Below are 17,760 nucleotides of genomic sequence, written 5' to 3'. Positions count from 1 at the left end.
GTCTTGTGTTTGTGTAGAGAGTCCCATGACCGAATTGATACGACCCCGAGTTAAATATGTCATCGGCCCCGATGGCAGTCCGCTGACGATCGCCGACCTGCCGCCGGCCAATACCCGCCGCTGGGTCATCCGCCGCAAGGCGGAGGTGGTTGCCGCGGTTCGGGGCGGTTTGCTCAGCCTCGAAGAGGCGTGCGAGCGCTATACCCTGACGGTCGAGGAGTTCCTCTCCTGGCAGTCCTCCATCAATGATCACGGGCTTGCCGGTCTGCGGACAACGCGGATACAGCAGTACCGGCACTAGGCCCGGTACGGAACCACTTGCAACTTAGGCGCCGAACGGGAGACCACACCGCGGCGCCTTTTCGCATTGGCGACCTTGTTCGATGCCTGCCATGGGGTCTTGGAGCCGTCGCCAACCTTTCCTTCGGGGCCGGCCTCCCTATGTGCGCCGATATGCGGTCTGTTACCCAGCGTGTAGGGGGGAACCAATGGACATCGAACACGAGCCGGCGAAATCCGGCGGCCGTTACGTGGCACGGATCGACGGACACGAGGCGGAGCTCACCTACTCGCGCGCGTCAGCCTCGCTTGTCATCGTTGATCACACCGGCGTTCCGGATGCCTTGCGCGGCCGGGGCGTAGGGCAGGCGCTGGCGTTGCACGCCGTAGAAGAGGCGCGCCGCGGCGGCTGGAAGATCCTGCCGCTCTGCCCGTTCATGCGTGCCCAGGCTCTACGGCATTCGGATTGGAAGGACGTGATAAGCACATAGGCGACCGTCGGCAGAAAGCCGGCGGACGTTCTCAAAAGGCCAGGAGTGAGATGCGCAAGAACCGCTCGTTCAGGCGCGGGCGCGCATTACACCGTCTCGCTCTTCCAGGGCTGCCGCCTTGGCGAATTCGGCCTGGGCCTCCTCCAGCGCCAGTTCCGCAGCCTCCTGCTGCACCTTCAACTCGCGGATCGAGACCTGCAGGTTGTCTGCTCTCTGGCGAGCCGCCTTCGCAAAGGTGGGATAGGCGAAATGGGCCGGATCAGAGATACCGGACTTCTTCTCCTCGAGCCCGATCTGGTGTTCGAGTTCCTTCGCCATCCGCTCGAACTCAGACATCATCATCTGTAGCTGCTGCAACTGGCGGCGTTTCTCATTGACCTGAAATTCCTTCAGGCGAACTAGGCTGTCACGCGACTTCATACGCAATACTCCGTGGGTAGCGGCACCCCGCCTGTAACCGGATCGATACACTGCCGGTCAAAAATATCCGGTTGTGTTAATCCGAACTCCTTCCGCGTTAACCTTTCGTTTACGGGCATCATTAACAATACGGGTGATCATTTAAGGGTCGGTAAATGCCGAGGCCGAAATTGGGCGCGACAATGGAGAGTCGCATGAATCACTTAGCGGGTTTTCTTCACGCGATGGTTCAAGTCAGGCGATGACCAATCCTCATGGTAAATCAGTTGGCTGAGCTTTATGCTTAATAAGTTCGATATCTCTTGCCAGAGTGAATCAGAATTTGTTAACCATTTGGTGGCAGCTTCCAAATCAGGCGCGGCTGGATCCGTATCGCTCAGGTGGGACGGACTGCCTGAGCGGCGGTAAAGGGGAAAAACATGCGGGTTCTACTCATCGAAGATGACAGCGCGACAGCGCAGAGCATCGAACTGATGCTGAAATCGGAAAGCTTCAACGTCTACACGACAGACCTGGGCGAAGAAGGCGTCGATCTCGGCAAGCTGTACGACTACGATATCATCCTCCTCGACCTGAACCTGCCCGACATGTCGGGTTACGAGGTTCTCCGCACGCTGCGGCTTTCCAAGGTCAAGACACCGATCCTTATCCTCTCCGGCATGGCCGGCATCGAGGACAAGGTGCGCGGTCTCGGCTTCGGCGCCGACGACTACATGACCAAGCCTTTCCACAAGGACGAACTGGTAGCCCGCATTCACGCCATCGTCCGTCGTTCCAAGGGCCACGCGCAGTCGATCATCATCACCGGCGAACTCATCGTGAACCTCGACGCCAAGACGGTGGAAGTCGGCGGCCAGCGCGTTCACCTCACCGGCAAGGAATACCAGATGCTGGAGCTGCTCTCGCTCCGCAAGGGCACGACGCTCACGAAGGAAATGTTCCTGAACCACCTTTATGGCGGCATGGACGAGCCGGAGCTGAAGATCATCGACGTCTTCATCTGCAAGCTGCGCAAGAAGCTCGCCAATGCAGCCGGCGGCGCCAATTACATCGAGACGGTCTGGGGCCGCGGCTATGTGCTGCGCGAGCCGGAAGGCAACGAATACGCCGACATCGCCTGAACAGGCACCCCGCCCAATCGCCTTGACGACGCCCGCGCTTGCCGCGGGCGTTTTTGTATGTGGCAACAGGTTGCGGTCACGCTCCATGCAGCGCTCGTACAATCGCAGCCGTGTAGCCGTCGATATACGCTTGTCGGAGGGGATATCAGGCGGCGACCGCCAGGCCACCGAAGACCGAGGTGAGGATCTTACGGTCGAAGGGCTTGAGCAGGAAGTCGTTCGCGCCCGCCCGCTTGCCGAGCATCATCTTCTTCAGGTCTGCCTCGATGACGCAGTAGAAAATGCGGACATCCTTGCCGTTCGGCAGGCCCCTGACCGCCTGGATCACGTCCAGGGCGCCTTCCAGTGCGGCATCCACGATGAGGAAGGCTGGCAATTCGGCCTGGCAGCGATTGATCGCCTCCCGGGCGCTCTCGGCCTCGACGACCACGAACCCGAGCTCGGACAGGATGCGCTTTCCGACCTTGCGAACGACATCCGAACCATCGGCAATCATCAGGCGCTGCATTGACCACTCCCATCAATGGCCCTGCCTTTGGACAGGGACAAGCTCCAGCATAGGCCTATGCCGCTAAGGAATGGTTACCGGACGTCTTAAAGTCGATCAGGTCACGCGGGCTTCGGCGATGAAGACGATCTTGTCCTCGGACACCACATGCCGCAGATCCATGCCGCATTCCTCTGCCAGAAGCACGGTATAGTAGGGCTGGATGGTGTGAGCGTCGACCGGCTCCTCCAGCGTGCCTTCCGCAATCTCCACGAACTTTGCCGGCACACGCATCATCCGGCCCTTGATGGTGATGATGAACCGGGCATCGTATTCTGGGTTCTCCAGCGTGACGTCAATTGAGCCGCCGCGCGGGATGCCGCCATAGGCCACCAGGAAGAGGTTGAGCAGGAGCTTGACCCGGTTCTTGGCGACGATGGCGCGCGGCCCGTTCCACGTTACCTCCGTCTTCTTCTCTGCCGATGCGAAATCCTTCGCCGCCTTCTCCGCCTCGCCGGTGTCGATTGACGCACCAACGGAACCGGATGCACCGAAGGCAAGCCGCGCAAACTTGAGGCGAACGGCGGCATTGAGCGCCGAGGTGCGGATCAGGTCCAGCGCATCACTGTCGGACGCGCCCTCGTCGAGAAGTTCCAGACCGTTGTTGATCGCGCCGACGGGCGAGATGACGTCGTGGCAGACGCGGCTACACAGGAGCGCCGCAAGATCTGGCCCTTCGAGGGTGAGATTGGGGTTCTTGGGCATATTTCTCTCCTGATGCTGGTCACGCGACCGCTGATGCCTCAGCAAGGTTGCGCGAACATGGCGTGACCCCGGCCATAATGACAACATATTTGGTAAACCGATTGTTAAGACCCCTCGACCCAATATGGGAAATCCGCACCCGTACCGACAAACAAGACGGACCGAACGATGCGCCTTTATAATAACTCCTCCCTCGCCCGCCTCGCTGCGACGATGCTCGCCCTGTTCGTGATCACCGCGGCAACCGTGCGGCCAGCGCTGGCGCAGGACAGTAGCCAGTACACGGCGCAGGAGGTGGTCGACGCCGGCCACAGCTTCTTCGGCAACACCAGCGGCGGCCTGGCCAAGGTCGTGGAGAGAGCCTTCGAGCAGTATGGTCTTCCGAACGGCTATATCCTGGGCCAGGAGGGCTCCGGCGCCTTCATCGCCGGCCTGACCTATGGCGAGGGCGAACTCTACACGAAGAATGCAGGCCAGCACCCGGTCTTCTGGCAGGGCCCCTCGCTCGGGATTGACTATGGCGGACAGGGTTCACGCGCAATGATGCTGGTCTACGACCTGCCGGCGATCGAATCCCTCTACGCCCGCTTCGGCGGCGTCTCCGGCTCCGCCTTCGTGGTCGCCGGTGTCGGCATGACCGTAATGCGCAACAATGATGTGGTCCTGGTGCCGATCCGCACCGGCGTCGGCGCCCGGCTCGGCATCAATGTCGGCTACCTGAAGCTGACACGGTCGCCAACGTGGAACCCATTCTGATCCAGCCGATTATCCTCCCGGGCCAGAGGGAGGGATTTCATGCATTCCGAACCATTCGACGACGCTGCACTCGCTTGCGGGCGAACAGGGGTTATGCTTAAAGGCTTGGCAATCCCTCAACCCATCCAGGCCGGCGGTACCGCATCGTGATCCAGTTCGCCCTTCTCTTCGGCTTGGGTTTCCTAACCGCCGCACTCCTTGCAATGCTGATCGCGCCTGCCATTCACGGCAGGATTGTCCGGTACACGGAGAACCGTCTCAAGGCGACCATGCCGATCAGCCCGCAGGAGGTGCGTGCCCAGCGGGATCTTGCACGCGCTGTCTATGCGGCCGAGAACGCCCGCACCAAGCAGGAGCTGGTGGACGAGCGAGACAAGTCGCTGGCTTTGAAGCTGCGCCACGAAAAACTGGCGGAAGAGGCGCGCCGACTTCAGTCCGAGAACCACGACCTGCAGATGCAGATCAACGACATGGACGTCGAGGCAGCGGATCTGCGTTCGCGCCTGCGCCAGGAAGATAGCTACATCCAGCAACTGAAAGCGGCTGTCGAGGCGGCCGAAGAGGCGGATGCGGCAAAGGGCATGGAAATCGAGACCCTCGAGCGGCAACTCGCGAAGATGACCACCGACCTGGATGGTCTGCGGATCGACGTTTCGGCGCGCGATACCGAGATTGAGAACCTTAAGTTCCGCATCACTTCACTTCGGGACGAGCGCGACGCACTACGGGCCGACATCAAGCTGCAGACCTCGCGGGCCAAGGATGCGGAGACGCGGCTGTCTCAGGAAGAGCACCGCGCCATGCGCCTGGAGGACAAGCTCGCCCGCGAGATCGCCGCCCGGAGCGACAAGGAGAATGCACTCGAAAGACGGCTTCAGGAGATCGAGCGGCTGAAGGAGAAGCTTAGGAACTCCGGATCGGAAACGCGTGAAGTGTCCCGCGTTTCAAGAAAGTCTGGTAAGTCCAATGGCGTGTCATTGAAGGACGTCTCGACTCCCAGAAACGAAGCTGCCGAACTGCCTGAAGCGAATGGTACCGCAGACGCTTCGATTTCCGATGTGATCGCGGCCTCGCCCGAACTGTCCGCCATGGCAGACGAGGTCCATAACCGCTCCAGGGCGCTTTCTGACCGGCTGCTGAAGGCGAAATCGGATGCTCATGATGAAGCCTTGCGAGACGAACTTGCGTCGATCGCCGCGACCATGGTTGCGCTGACGGCGAAGGCGGAAGGACCGGAGTCGCCGATCTTTCCAATCCTTGCCACCACGACGTCCACGTCATCGTCCGACCGGGAAAGCCTGGCTGCGCGCGCAGCAGCGGCGATCGGAGCGCCCCAGGAGGCCGCAAGCTGACCTAGATGCGGCCCTGTCCTGCGGCGATCTGGTAGAGAGCCACGGCAGTTGCGGTTGCCGCATTGAGGCTGTCCAAGCCCGGCGCTTGGGCGATCCTCGCCGTATCGAACCTCTCCAAAACATCCTGGGGAAGGCCCGCCCCTTCCGTCCCAGTCGCAAGTGCGACACGGGGAGCCGCAGGAATATCGCGGACGTCGGTCGATCCGGAAGGCGACAGCGCCCACACATGAAAACCGGCCTCCACGAGCGCCGAGAGATTGTCCGCGATCGTGCCACTTCTCGCATAAGGCACCTTGAGCACCGTCCCGACGGACACTCGCAAGGCCTTCCGGTAGAGCGGATCGCAGCAGGTCTCGTCCAACAGGACGGCATCGGCTCCAAAGGCCGCCGCATTGCGGAAGATCGCGCCGATATTGTCGTGGTTCGAGATCCCGCAGGCGGCCACCACGAGCGAGCGCTCCGGCAGCCCCTCCAGCAGTTGTGCAGGCTCTAAGCAACTGAGACGCCGGCCAAGGGCGAGCACGCCGCGATGCAAGTGGAAACCCGCGATCGCGTCGAGAACGTCGGCCGACGCGACATAGACAGGCACATCAGCGGGGAAGGCCGACAGTTCCTCGGACAGTCCGGCGACCCTGTTCTCGAGAAGCAGGATCTTCCCCGCAGCGAAAGCACCTTTCCGCGAATGCGCGGCCGCAAGCATCCTCAGCACCACCGTGCCTTCGGCGATGAACCGGTGCTCGCGGCCGGTCAGGTCGCGCTCACGGATGTTCCGGAACTCGGCGATGCGCACATCGTCCGGATCGCAGATGCGGATCAGGTCAGCGGCCACGGTTCAGGGTGCAGTCCCGACCGAAACGTCGGCCACCATCCGGCCAAGCGAAAGGTCATAGATCAGCGCCTTCTGCGCTCCCGCGACGCGCCCGTAGAACAGAAGCTGCGAACCGGAGATCGAGACCGACTGGACCTCGAACCCTGCAGGAAGATCGACGGAAGAGGTGAGCGGCTGGTCCGACGGCACTGCAAAGCCAGACGAGGCAACAGGAGCCTCCTCCGGCCTCTGCGAGACCTTGTAGACAACCGCTGCGAGGACCGCCATAAAGCAGACGAACAGAATGCCGCCCGAGACGAGTTGCAGAAGCACCATCTTCCGGCGGATCCTTTCCATTGCCGGATCAAGCGGTTCTTCCTGTTCCTCGGGATCAGGATGGGCCATTGCTGAACGTCCTCGCTGCTTTCGGATTACCGTGAATGAACGACCCCTTTAAACAAGCCGATGCGCCAAGGAAAGTGCTCGTTGCCGATGAAGACGCGCACGGCCGGCTGGACGCCTGGCTGACGACGGCGCTTGAGGGAGAGTTTTCGCGCAGCCGCATCAAGGCCCTGATCGAGCAGGGAGCCGTCTCGCTGAAGGGGACCGTCTGCACCGAGCCGAAGCGGAAGATTGCGCCGGGCGATGCGGTGGAGATTGTTCTGCCCGAACCGGAGGATCCGGAACCGAAGGGCGAGGACATACCGCTCGACGTGCTCTACGAGGACGAGGACGTCATCGTCATCCTGAAACCTCCGGGCCTCGTCGTCCATCCCGGCGCCGGCAACTGGACCGGGACCCTGGTCAATGCGCTGATCCACCACTGCGGGGAGAGCCTGTCGGGAATAGGCGGCGTCCGGCGACCGGGCATCGTCCACAGACTGGACAAGGATACCAGCGGGGTGCTGGTCGCTGCCAAGAACGACATTGCCCACCGGCACCTGGCCGCGCAGTTCGCCGATCACGGACGGACCGGGCCACTGGAACGGGCCTATCAAGCGGTCGTTTGGGGCCGGCCGAAGCAGTTGAAGGGAACAATCGATGCGCCGCTCGGCCGCGGAGGCGGCGATCGTACGAAGCGCGCGGTGAAGCGCGAGGACAGCGACGACGCGCGTGAGGCAATCACCCATTACGAAGTGGTCGAGCGCTTTCACGAGAAACCCGATGCAACCGCCCTCGCCTCGCTTGTGGAATGCCGTTTGGAAACAGGGCGTACGCATCAGATCCGGGTCCACATGGCCCATATCGGATGCCCGCTTATCGGAGATTCGGACTACAGCGGCGGCTTTCGGACGAAGGTGAACCTCCTGCCGGAGCCGGCCAAAACGATCGCCGGCCGCTTCAATCGGCAGGCCCTTCACGCGTTCCTCCTTGCCTTCGAGCACCCCCGTTCCGGGGAAGTCATGGAGTTTGAGGCTCCAATGCCGGAAGACATGCAGGAACTGGTCGACGCCCTTCGAAGTTAGGCCCCATATCGAAAGCGCAGCTTCATTACAGAAATGTAATGAAATAACGTTCAAGTGATGCCGGCCCGCCGCTTGCATCAATGTTCTGCCGTACTTATCTGTCAATTGGGTCGGTGCGGGATCGGAAATGATCCGTGCCGTTTGGCTCGCCTCAGCGCCTGTCGCTCGTGAAGAGGGAGCCAGGAGAAATCTATCGGAAGGGGGTGCTTTATGGCCCGCAATACACTGCCGTCGATTACGGCCGGCGAAGCCGGTCTCAATCGCTATCTCGACGAAATCCGCAAATTCCCCATGCTTGAGCCGCAGCAGGAATACATGCTCGCCAAGCGGTACGCCGAACATGGGGATCGCGATGCCGCACATCAACTGGTGACGAGCCACCTTCGCCTCGTGGCGAAGATCGCCATGGGCTACCGCGGCTACGGTCTCCCGATCGGCGAAGTCGTCTCCGAAGGCAATGTCGGCCTAATGCAGGCCGTCAAGAAGTTCGATCCGGAACGCGGCTTCCGTCTCGCCACCTATGCGATGTGGTGGATCAAGGCCTCGATCCAGGAATACATCCTGCGCTCGTGGTCGCTCGTGAAGATGGGCACCACCGCCAACCAGAAGCGCCTGTTCTTCAACCTGCGCAGGCTGAAGGGCCGTCTGCAGGCGATCGAGGAAGGCGACCTGAAGCCCGAGCAGGTAGCCGAGATCGCCACCAAGCTGAATGTCTCCGAGGAGGAAGTGGTTTCCATGAACCGCCGGCTCTCCGGTGATGCCTCCCTGAATGCGCCGATCCGCGCGACGGAAGGCGAATCCGGACAGTGGCAGGATTGGCTCGTGGATGACCAGGACAGCCAGGAAGAAGTGCTGATCGAACAGGACGAACTGGATACGCGCCGGCGCATGCTCGCCAAGGCAATGGGCGTCCTGAACGAGCGCGAGCGCCGCATTTTCCAGGCCAGGCGTCTGGCCGATGATCCGATCACACTGGAAGAGCTCTCGGCCGAATTCGACATCAGCCGCGAGCGCGTCCGCCAGATCGAAGTTCGTGCCTTCGAGAAGGTTCAGGAAGCGGTTCAGAAGGAAGCACTGGCCCAGGCCAATGCACTGCGCGTCGTCGACGCCTGATCGCGATACGATTTTGTGACATCCAAAGAAAAGGCCGGCGGATCGCTCCGCCGGCCTTTCCTGTCACTGCCCCGCTGGTGCCGGGGCTGGGGCCGGTGTTGTGCTTCCGCTGAGCGCGCTCCACTCGCGGATTGCTTCGTTGAAGGCCTGGGTTCCCGCCTCCCCCTTCTGCATGGTCAGGAGCGCCCGTCGTCCGTTGCGGTAGGCAAGCGGAATATCGATCCAGTTCCGCGTCCGCAGAAGTTCGATATTGGTCGCTCGGGCATCGGGGAAATCGTTCAACGCGATCATGTGGAAATCGTCGGTGATCTTCGCCGGCACGGCGATCAGCGCATCGCCACGATCCTGCTCCGTCTGCTTCATCGCGATCCGCTGGACGCTGTCGATCGCCCCGCCTTCGAAGCCGGGCGGAACCGCAAAGACGATCTCGACCAGATGGCTGGCGGGAAGCGATGGATCGGTATTGCGCTTGAACGTCAGGAGCGCAGTCAAGCCACGGCCAGGTATGTTGATGCGGCCCTGAACCACAGGCTCCTGTCGGCCATTCTGGCCGGCCTCCTGCTGAAGGGTCCAGGACACGGCACCCTCGATCGCCGTCGGCGCCGTCTGGCCAAGACGCTCCTCGTAGAGGAACATCTTCTCGCCAGCGAGCGCCGCGGTATCCGCCGGAGTCGCGGACGGTTCGGCCGGCGCCTCGGCAGCAGCACCCGCTTCCGCAGGCGTTGCAGGTGGAGCGTTCAGTTGCGCGACCGATTGTCCTTCCCCGGTGGCACCTGCCGCTGCGGGACCTTCGTCTACCTCTGTGCCATCGGGCAGCAGCCGCTGCGTGAACTTCGCGTCCGCGGCAACACCGTCTTCCGGCGCCGCAGGAGCGGTAGCGGTTTCGGCGGCTTCACCTTCAGGGGGAGCAGCCTCCTGTGCCGTTTCCGGTGGTTCTGCAGCCGGCTCCTCTGTCGTTGCCGTCGGGGCCACAGCGGGTGTCGACGTGCCGGATAGGCCCGCAACGTCCGTGATCGCGTCTCTGTTGATCCAGAGCGCGTAACCACCGGCGGCAACGATCAGCAGGCCGATCAATGCCAGGATCGGCCCGGTATAGCTGCGCTTCTTGGGCGCGACGCGGTAGGTGCGCGGCGGCGGCGGAACCACGTCCTCGTCGGCCTCGGCGCCGATAGCAGCCGCACCGGCCGCAGGAAGCGCGTCCTTGTTGTAGCCGATAAGCTCCTCAAGGTCGCTCCAGGGATCGCTTTCGTCCTTCCGGGGCGGCTGGTCGGTGGCAACCGGCGAGGCGTAAGCGGCCTCATCTTCCGGCCGCCCCAGGCCCGCGTGCTCGGCCTGCCCAAGGGTCGGGAAGTCGGCAACCGACGGCATCCGCACGGAGTCGGCGGAGACATGCGTCTCCTCGCCAAAATGCGCCTCGACCGGCTCGATCGGGCGCTGGTGCTCTGGCGTTGCATCTGCAGGCTCAGCGCTGGTCTCGAATGCCTCCGCCTGATCCCAGGCAGGCGTGGCATCCTTGCGAGGCTCCTCCGGCGGCCAGATCCACTCGTCCGCGGCAGCGGGTGCGGCGGGCTGAACCTCCTCGGGATGCCATCCTCGGTCCTCTTCCACCGAGGGTGCCGGGGAAACAGTCTCCAGCGGCTCGTGCTCAGCCCGCGGCTCTTCGTGGGCGGGATACGCGTCCTCTTCTGCCGGCCAAGCGGCGGGCTGGATCTCCGTTTCCACATGAGGCGGCTCGCCGGCCTCCGCGGGTTCGCCCGCAAATTCTGGATACTGGTCGTGCTGGGTACGAGCCTCGGTCTCCTGCGCCCACGGCTCCTCTGGGGCTTCGGCGAATCTATGGGGTTCCTCCGACGGCGCCCCGTAGTCGTCTACCTGCGCAGCAAGAGGCTTTGCCGCATGCGGATCCGCGACAGACTGGTCGTACTCGTGAACAGGCTCGCCGTGGTCGACCTGACTTTCCACCGCCTCGCCAGCAGGACCTTCGGTATCTTCGGACCGCGTCGTCGGAACCTCGTCGTCCTGCCGCCACTCCGTCGCGGATGCCACCGGAGCTTCCGGTTCGGCCTCGGCAAAGGGCGGCTGCTCGGGCACCGGCTCCTGCTCATCAACGACATCAGGCGCCAGTGGTATCGGCGCGGCGGAAGGTTCGTCGGCCGGCAGTGCCTCGGCATGCTCCGCCTCGACCGATTCGATTGCCGCCTCGAGCTTGCCCATCTGCCTGAGGATCATGTCCTCGGACGGCGTGGGCTTCATGTTTTCGAGCTGCCGCCGAACCGCACCGCGCGCCTTGTCGTACACCTTTGCACGCATGTCCGGCGTGTTGTTCGCCAGACCGTCCACAGCGCGGCGGATAACCGCTACAAAATCTGCCATCAGCACTTTCTCATGGTCACCGGTCGATTAACCGGCTGGTAACGATAACGTGGCCGGAACTTTAATCCTCAAACGGATCGGTCACAAGTATGGTGTCGTCGCGTTCCGGGCTCGTGGAAAGTAGGGCGACAGGGGCGCCGATCAACTCTTCCACCTGGCGGACATACTTGATCGCCTGCGCCGGCAGGTCCGCCCACTTGCGCGCCCCGACGGTCGATTCCTTCCAGCCTTCCAGCGTGATGTAGACGGGCTCGACACGGGCCTGCGCCGCCTGGCTTGCCGGAAGGTGGTCGATGTCTTGTCCATCGAGCTTGTAGCCGACGCAGATCTTGAGCTCGTCGAGACCGTCGAGGACATCGAGCTTGGTCAGGGCGATCCCCGTTATTCCATTGGTCGCCACCGACTGGCGCACCAGAGCCGCATCGAACCAGCCGCACCGGCGCTTGCGACCGGTGACCGTACCAAACTCATGGCCCTTCTCGCCCAGGAACTGACCGATCTCGTCGTTGAGCTCCGTCGGGAACGGCCCCTCGCCGACGCGCGTCGTATAGGCCTTGGTGATACCGAGGATATAGCCGAGCGTGCCGGGCCCCATGCCCGAGCCGGCAGCCGCCTGTCCGGCGACGGTGTTCGACGAGGTCACGAAGGGATAGGTACCGTGGTCGATGTCGAGCAGCGAACCCTGCGCGCCCTCGAACAGGATGCGCGCGCCCGTGCGGCGCTGCTTGTCGAGAAGCAGCCAGACAGTCTCCCGGAACGGCAGGACGCGCTCGGCAACCGAGGTCAGTTCCTCCATGATCGTCTCGTGGGAAACCTCCGGCGCACCAAGACCGCGACGGATGGCATTGTGATGGGTCAGGATGCGGTCGACCTTGCCGCCCAGCGTATCGAGATCGGCGAGATCCATCACCCGGATCGCACGGCGTCCGACCTTGTCCTCGTAGGCCGGACCGATGCCGCGCCGCGTCGTGCCGATCTTCGTGCCGCTGTTGGAGGCCGCATCCTCGCGCATGCCGTCCAGTTCCCGGTGGAGCGAGAGGATCAGGGTCGCATTGTCAGCGATGCGCAGGTTATCCGGGGTTATCGTCACGCCCTGCTTCGCCAGCTTGTCGATCTCGGCGATCAGCGCATGCGGGTCCACCACGACCCCATTGCCGATGACGGCCATCTTCCCGGGACGCACGACGCCCGAGGGCAGCAGGGACAGCTTATAGCTGACGCCGTCGATCACGAGGGTATGACCGGCATTGTGCCCGCCCTGGAAGCGCACGACGATGTCGGCACGCTCCGAGAGCCAGTCCACGATCTTGCCCTTGCCCTCGTCACCCCATTGGGAGCCGACTACCACGACGTTCGTCATCTTTCGCTTTCCTGTTTCCGCGCAAGCTCTTGCGCCAACTCAAACCGGCGCATCTATAAGGCCTAGTTTCGAGGATTGCGATCTGTTTGTGCCTCCAAAAGAGGTTTTTACGTGACAAAACCGCAGGCCGCGGTCTATCTGCGATCCGCCCACGCTGCATCCACCCTGCTCTCCGACGGAGATGATCTTGCACAGAACCGCATATCTTTGTCTCGTGATCGCGACGCTGTCATGGGGTGGCAACGCCGTGGCCGGCAAGCTTGCTCTCGGGCATATCAGCCCGATGATGCTGACCTTCTGGCGCTGGGCAATCGCAGTCGCAATCATCTTCGCGATCTCCCTGCCGCAGTTGAGGAAGGACTGGCCTGTCGTGCGCAAGCGGCTGCCGATCCTGATCTTCTACGGAGTCATCGGCTACACGACCTTCAACGCAGTCCTCTACACTGCCCTGAAATACACCACGGCCATCAATGTCGCGATCGAGCAGGCCGGCATTCCGATGCTGATCTTCCTCATCAACTTCGTGCTGTTCAGAACGCGGGTATCGCTCGCGCAGGTATTCGGCTTCTCCCTGACGCTCGTCGGTGTCGCACTGACGGCATCGCATGGCGACCTCGCCAGCCTCCTCGACCTCACGCTCAACTTCGGCGACGCGCTCATGCTGATCGCCGTCGTCGCCTATGCCGTCTACACCGTATCGTTGCGGTGGAAGCCGGTCATCGACTGGCGCACGCTGATGGCCATCCCGGCACTTTTCGCGCTTCTGACGACCGTTCCGCTGGTCCTGTGGGAACATGCCGGTGATGCTGCAATCTGGCCCGATACCCGCGGCTGGGTGATCGCCCTCTATACCGCGCTATTTGCGTCGCTGCTCGCCCAAGTGCTCTACATCAAGGGTGTCGAAGGGATCGGCCCGAACCGCGCGAGCCTCTTCATCAATCTGATTCCCGTCTTCGGGACCCTGCTTTCCGTGGCGATCATCGGGGAGGAGCTGCAGTTCTTCCACATTGCCGCGCTCGTGCTGGCGCTGGGCGGCATCGCGATCGCCGAAAAGGGAAAGCCCGCCTCCCCCTGAAGGAAGGCGGGTGCGGAGAAGGACCGGCTCCGCAGAAGATCAGATGTCGGCGTATGCCGGACGGATCGCCCGCTGCGCCCAGGTGCTTGCCGAAGAACGGGAACCGGCCGTGACGCGCTTGCCGATCATCGTCAGGCGCTCACCGAGGATCACCTGCCCCCGGTCGGTCGAGACGACGAGGACCCGCTCCACACTGCCGGAGCTGGTCAGCGCGTAGGAAATGCGCATGGAACCGGCAGGCCAGCCAAGCGCAGCGAGACGTTCGCGCTTCAGATCCGCACAATCGTGGCAGCGCTCGCTGCCGATTGCGCTGGCGAGATCCGGCGCAAAGCCGTCGAGGTAGCTGTCGATGGCTCTGATGGACGTGTTGACGCTGCGGTTGATGCGTGCCAGCTCCACGGCGCGGGACCTGGTCAGGGCCGGTACTTCCGCTGCGACACTGGACCGGATCGGACCGTTCATCGCCAGGTCGTACTGGACGGCAGGCGACGAGGCAAAGGAGCGGGCAAACCCGCCGGGGCCGCCAGCTTGCGCGGAGCCCCCAGAGACGAGAGCTGCCATGAATGCCGCAGCCAGGAGAGTTTTCATCGGCATGTTCGAAACCCTGTTTTGATGGACAGCGTTTTCCGCCGTCTCGCTTGATGTTCCGAAGTCATCTCGGATCTATGGGCTTCATGCCGCCTATGCCCTCACCATAGCCGAACGCCTTTTCGGGGCGCTTAAGTCGAAAGATGCAATTTTACGGAAATCAGATTTTTTCCTGTCTTGGCACAGGTCGCGACGGGACGCCTTTCGGGCACGGGACCGAGGTCATGAAACCTTTCATTAAATTTTACGCGTCATTAATCTTCCGAAACGAGAGGTTAAGCGATGCGTATTGCGTTCTCCATCGCGCTCCTGTTGCTGCTGTCTGCCTGCGCATCGGCACCGAGCCGGATCAACAATGCCTGTGCAGTGTTCGAGCAGAAGGACGGGCTGTTCAACAACTGGTCGCGAGAGGCGAGGAAGGTCGAGCGCGAGTTCGGCGTCCCGGTCCCGGTGCTGATGGCGACGATCTACACGGAGTCAGGTTTCAAGGCGCATGCCCGCCCGCCCCGCACCAAGCTGCTCGGTTTCATCCCGTGGAAGCGGCAGTCGTCTGCCTATGGTTACGCGCAGGCACTCGACGGCACCTGGTTGGAATACCAGCGATCCACCGGACGCTGGTCGGCCCGCCGCAGCGACTTCGGCGACGCGATCCACTTCGTCGGCTGGTACCACAACCGCAGCAGCGTCAAAAACGGCATTCCCCGCAACGACACCTACAACCTCTACCTCGCCTATTATTCCGGCCATGCCGGCTATTCCCGGGGGAAGTTCACACCGACGGCGAGGAAGGCGGCCCAGCGCTCCGCCGGCATTGCCCAGAAATACGAAGGCCAGTTGCGCTCCTGCGGCTACTGACAAAAAAGCCGCCGGACAAGCCGGCGGCCGCCTAAGATCGTTTCAGCCCGATCAGTAGATATCGAAGGGGAAGTATTTGGCGACGATCTTGCCGTAGGTGCCGTTGGCAACAATCGCGTCGATCGCCTTGTTGAAGCGCTCCTTCAACTCTTCCTCGCCCTTGCGGATGCCGATACCGGCCTCTGTCTCCGTGCCCGGCACGTCGCCCACCATGGCGCAGCAATCCTTGCCGTCGCCGTTCAGCCAGTCGACGACGACGAACTTGTCGGAGATCAGCGCGTCTATACGACCGTTCTGCAGATCGGCTGCCGCTTCTTCCTGCGTCGGGTAGAGCTTCACCTCAATGCCGGCCTTCTCATAGACGTCGCTTGCATAGTTGGCCTGGGTCGTGGAGGCCTGGGCACCGACGACCTTGTCCTTCAGGTCCTCGACCGACACGCCCTTCACGTCGCCATCCTTAGGCGCGATGACGGCAAGCGGTGTCGTATAGTACTTGTTGGTGAAGTCGATCTGCTGCTTGCGCTCCTCGGTGATGCTCATCGACGCGATGATGGCGTCGTACTTGTTGGCCATCAGTCCGGGAATGATGCCGTCCCAGTCCTGCGCCACGATGGCGCACTTCGCCTTCATCTCCTCGCAAAGCGCATTGGCGATATCAACATCGAAGCCCTTCAGCGACCCATCCGTATCCGTGAAGTTGAAGGGCGGGTATGCTCCCTCGGTCGCAATGCGAATTTCGGCGTCCTGCGCTGCGGCGAAGGACGTAAAGGCGGCGGTCATGGCGAAGACTGTCGATGCTAGCAGTGTTTTTTTCATGTGTTCCATCCTCTGTGACGGCACAGGGCCGTACGGCATCCTAGCGGCAGGAGGCGCCGCTTGAGAAGCCGTTTTCGTGTCCATCGAGCGGTCATTGGACGTCCTCACCGACTGCGACAGGCGCTGACCGTCGGCGCTCACCCGCCGTAGCCGACGATGCCCTTGATCTCGATGAAGTCGTGGATGCCCCAGTCGGCGTACTCACGGCCGTTGCCGGACTGCTTGTAGCCGCCGAAGGGAGCTCGGGTATCCCAGTCCGGATAGTTGACGTAGACAGAACCTGCTCGCAACCGGGCCGCAACATCGCGGGCATGCTCCAAATCTCCGGATTGGACATAGGCTGCGAGACCGTAGAGGGTGTCGTTGGCGATGGCGATCGCCTGCTCCTCGTCATTGTAGGGTAGGATGGACAGGACAGGGCCGAAAATCTCTTCGCGGGCAATCGTCATGTCGTTGGAGACGTTGCCGAAGACGGTGGGCCGGACGTAATAGCCGCGATTGAGCCCCTCGGGTCGCCCGGAACCGCCGGTCACGAGCGTCGCCCCCTCCTTGGTGCCCGCTTCGATCAAGCGCTGGATCTTTTCGTACTGCTGTTCGCTGACGACCGGGCCGAGATCCGTGTCCGACGCCTGCGGGTCGCCCACCTGCATCCGCTCCGCAGCACGCCGTGCGGCCGCCATCGCCTCGTCATGCCGATCTGCCGGGACCAGCATGCGGGTCGGGGCATCGCAGGACTGTCCGGAATTGCCGAAGCAGGAGACGACGCCTTCCGAAACGGCGTGTTCAAGATCGGCATCGGGGAGAATGATGTTGGCAGACTTACCGCCGAGTTCCTGCGCCACACGCTTGACGGTATCCGCTGCGGTCTTGGCAACGATGACGCCTGCGCGCGTGGAGCCGGTGAACGAGATCATGTCCACATCGGGATGACCAGCCATCACCTGCCCGACGTCTGGTCCCGTGCCGTTGACGAGGTTGAAGACGCCCGCGGGTGTTCCGGCCGCCTCCATGATCTCGGCAAAGATGATGCCGCTGACGGGCGCGATCTCGGACGGCTTCAGCACCATGGTACAGCCGGCGGCGATCGCCGGGGCAACCTTGCAGACGATCTGGTTCAGCGGCCAGTTCCACGGGGTTATCAATGCGCAGACGCCGATCGGCTCGCGCACCACCATGGTCGTGCCGCGCCGCTCGGTGAAGACGAAGTCCTCCAGCGCCTCGATCGTCGCGATGAGGTGCGCCTTGCCGGCGGCCGCCTGACTGTCGCGCGCAAAGGCGATTGGTGCGCCCATTTCACGGCTCACCGCCCGGGCAATCTCTTCGTAGCGAGCCTTGTATTCGGAAAGAATGCGGCGGAGCAGCGTCAGCCGTTCCTGCTTAGACCAGAGCGAGAATGCGGGAAAGGCCGATTTCGCGGCAGCCACAGCGCGGTCAACATCCTCGGACGAGCCCAGCGCAATCTGCGTGAACGGTTCTTCCGTGGCAGGATTTATGACATCGAGGGCCACCGGAATGGCCGGCTCCACCCAGCGACCGTCGATGAAGAGTTTGAGGTGATTGCTCATGGGCGAGGCTCCGCTGCGGAAGGCGGCCCCACTATCGGGCACACCCGATCCGTCCGCAAGCGGAATGCCT

General features: G+C 62.5%; 19 protein-coding genes. 9 read left to right on the top strand and 10 right to left on the bottom strand.

The genetic code is table 11. The annotated features are described in order from the left end of the window. Window positions 1-25 precede the first annotated feature (25 nt). Window positions 26-301, top strand: coding sequence for a CtrA inhibitor SciP (sciP, locus tag ACEPP2_RS15015; RefSeq protein WP_007769470.1), 276 nt, complete (start codon window positions 26-28; stop codon window positions 299-301). 187 nt (window positions 302-488) lie between these two features. Continuing rightward, window positions 489-770: a GNAT family N-acetyltransferase gene (locus ACEPP2_RS15010; protein ID WP_077549493.1), complete on the top strand. Its 282-nt coding sequence runs from the start codon at window positions 489-491 to the stop codon at window positions 768-770. A gap of 69 nt (window positions 771-839) precedes the next feature. Here ACEPP2_RS15010 and ACEPP2_RS15005 read toward each other — a convergent pair whose 3' ends face one another. Then, window positions 840-1,190 carry a flagellar export protein FliJ gene (locus tag ACEPP2_RS15005; RefSeq protein WP_077549494.1) on the bottom strand — a complete coding sequence of 117 codons (351 nt, stop codon included), beginning with the start codon at window positions 1,188-1,190 and terminating at the stop codon, window positions 840-842. A gap of 419 nt (window positions 1,191-1,609) precedes the next feature. Between ACEPP2_RS15005 and ctrA the strand changes: the two genes are divergently transcribed. Beyond that, window positions 1,610-2,311, top strand: coding sequence for a response regulator transcription factor CtrA (ctrA, locus tag ACEPP2_RS15000; RefSeq protein WP_052639081.1), 702 nt, complete (start codon window positions 1,610-1,612; stop codon window positions 2,309-2,311). A 145-nt stretch (window positions 2,312-2,456) separates the two neighbouring features. Here ctrA and ACEPP2_RS14995 read toward each other — a convergent pair whose 3' ends face one another. Together ACEPP2_RS14995 and chpT are read right to left on the bottom strand one after the other, a co-directional pair. Continuing rightward, a complete protein-coding gene (locus ACEPP2_RS14995) occupies window positions 2,457-2,819 on the bottom strand; it encodes a response regulator (protein WP_281976641.1) in 363 nt (120 codons plus the stop codon). A gap of 96 nt (window positions 2,820-2,915) precedes the next feature. Continuing rightward, complete coding sequence (chpT, locus tag ACEPP2_RS14990; protein ID WP_281976640.1) at window positions 2,916-3,563, bottom strand: histidine phosphotransferase ChpT; 648 nt, start codon at window positions 3,561-3,563, stop codon at window positions 2,916-2,918. Window positions 3,564-3,731: 168 nt separating this feature from the next. Between chpT and ACEPP2_RS14985 the strand changes: the two genes are divergently transcribed. Both ACEPP2_RS14985 and ACEPP2_RS14980 read left to right on the top strand, forming a co-directional pair. Next, window positions 3,732-4,319 (top strand): DUF1134 domain-containing protein, encoded by a 588-nt coding sequence (locus ACEPP2_RS14985; RefSeq protein WP_281976639.1) that lies wholly within the window; start codon window positions 3,732-3,734, stop codon window positions 4,317-4,319. A gap of 146 nt (window positions 4,320-4,465) precedes the next feature. Further along, window positions 4,466-5,671: a coiled-coil domain-containing protein gene (locus tag ACEPP2_RS14980; RefSeq protein ID WP_395517044.1), complete on the top strand. Its 1,206-nt coding sequence runs from the start codon at window positions 4,466-4,468 to the stop codon at window positions 5,669-5,671. Between the two features lies 1 nt (window position 5,672). On the opposite strand, the gene ACEPP2_RS14975 is transcribed toward ACEPP2_RS14980, so the two are convergent. Next, window positions 5,673-6,500, bottom strand: coding sequence for a TrmH family RNA methyltransferase (locus tag ACEPP2_RS14975; protein WP_281976637.1), 828 nt, complete (start codon window positions 6,498-6,500; stop codon window positions 5,673-5,675). Between the two features lie 3 nt (window positions 6,501-6,503). Then, entirely contained in the window at window positions 6,504-6,884 is a 381-nt protein-coding gene (locus tag ACEPP2_RS14970) for a hypothetical protein (protein ID WP_281976636.1), read from the bottom strand. A gap of 35 nt (window positions 6,885-6,919) precedes the next feature. Between ACEPP2_RS14970 and ACEPP2_RS14965 the strand changes: the two genes are divergently transcribed. Together ACEPP2_RS14965 and rpoH are read left to right on the top strand one after the other, a co-directional pair. Beyond that, a complete protein-coding gene (locus tag ACEPP2_RS14965; protein ID WP_281976635.1) occupies window positions 6,920-7,945 on the top strand; it encodes an RluA family pseudouridine synthase in 1,026 nt (341 codons plus the stop codon). 210 nt (window positions 7,946-8,155) lie between these two features. After that, complete coding sequence (gene rpoH, locus ACEPP2_RS14960; RefSeq protein ID WP_142589773.1) at window positions 8,156-9,058, top strand: RNA polymerase sigma factor RpoH; 903 nt, start codon at window positions 8,156-8,158, stop codon at window positions 9,056-9,058. A 63-nt stretch (window positions 9,059-9,121) separates the two neighbouring features. Here the strand turns inward: rpoH and ACEPP2_RS14955 are convergent, their stop codons facing one another. Together ACEPP2_RS14955 and ACEPP2_RS14950 are read right to left on the bottom strand one after the other, a co-directional pair. Next, window positions 9,122-11,431, bottom strand: a complete 2,310-nt coding sequence (locus tag ACEPP2_RS14955) for a hypothetical protein (protein ID WP_395517043.1) — start codon at window positions 11,429-11,431, stop codon at window positions 9,122-9,124. Window positions 11,432-11,492: 61 nt separating this feature from the next. Further along, window positions 11,493-12,791: an adenylosuccinate synthase gene (locus tag ACEPP2_RS14950; protein ID WP_281976633.1), complete on the bottom strand. Its 1,299-nt coding sequence runs from the start codon at window positions 12,789-12,791 to the stop codon at window positions 11,493-11,495. 187 nt (window positions 12,792-12,978) lie between these two features. On the opposite strand from ACEPP2_RS14950, the gene ACEPP2_RS14945 reads away from it, so the two are divergent. Beyond that, window positions 12,979-13,866 carry a DMT family transporter gene (locus tag ACEPP2_RS14945; protein ID WP_281976632.1) on the top strand — a complete coding sequence of 296 codons (888 nt, stop codon included), beginning with the start codon at window positions 12,979-12,981 and terminating at the stop codon, window positions 13,864-13,866. A 39-nt stretch (window positions 13,867-13,905) separates the two neighbouring features. Here ACEPP2_RS14945 and ACEPP2_RS14940 read toward each other — a convergent pair whose 3' ends face one another. Next, entirely contained in the window at window positions 13,906-14,460 is a 555-nt protein-coding gene (locus ACEPP2_RS14940; RefSeq protein WP_281976631.1) for a transglutaminase-like cysteine peptidase, read from the bottom strand. Window positions 14,461-14,736: 276 nt separating this feature from the next. Between ACEPP2_RS14940 and ACEPP2_RS14935 the strand changes: the two genes are divergently transcribed. Beyond that, the gene (locus tag ACEPP2_RS14935; protein ID WP_395517042.1) at window positions 14,737-15,309 is read left to right on the top strand and encodes a transglycosylase SLT domain-containing protein; all 573 of its coding nucleotides are present in this window, start codon (window positions 14,737-14,739) and stop codon (window positions 15,307-15,309) included. 51 nt (window positions 15,310-15,360) lie between these two features. On the opposite strand, the gene ACEPP2_RS14930 is transcribed toward ACEPP2_RS14935, so the two are convergent. Further along, window positions 15,361-16,125, bottom strand: coding sequence for an ABC transporter substrate-binding protein (locus ACEPP2_RS14930; protein ID WP_281976629.1), 765 nt, complete (start codon window positions 16,123-16,125; stop codon window positions 15,361-15,363). A gap of 137 nt (window positions 16,126-16,262) precedes the next feature. Continuing rightward, the gene (locus ACEPP2_RS14925) at window positions 16,263-17,690 is read right to left on the bottom strand and encodes an aldehyde dehydrogenase family protein (protein WP_395517041.1); all 1,428 of its coding nucleotides are present in this window, start codon (window positions 17,688-17,690) and stop codon (window positions 16,263-16,265) included. Between the last annotated feature and the right edge of the window lie 70 nt (window positions 17,691-17,760).

This window comes from Pseudorhizobium flavum (genome assembly GCF_044142885.1).
Classification (GTDB): domain Bacteria; phylum Pseudomonadota; class Alphaproteobacteria; order Rhizobiales; family Rhizobiaceae; genus Neorhizobium; species Neorhizobium flavum.
Note: the sequence above shows the minus strand (reverse complement) of the source record. Positions and strands in the feature narration are given on the sequence as shown.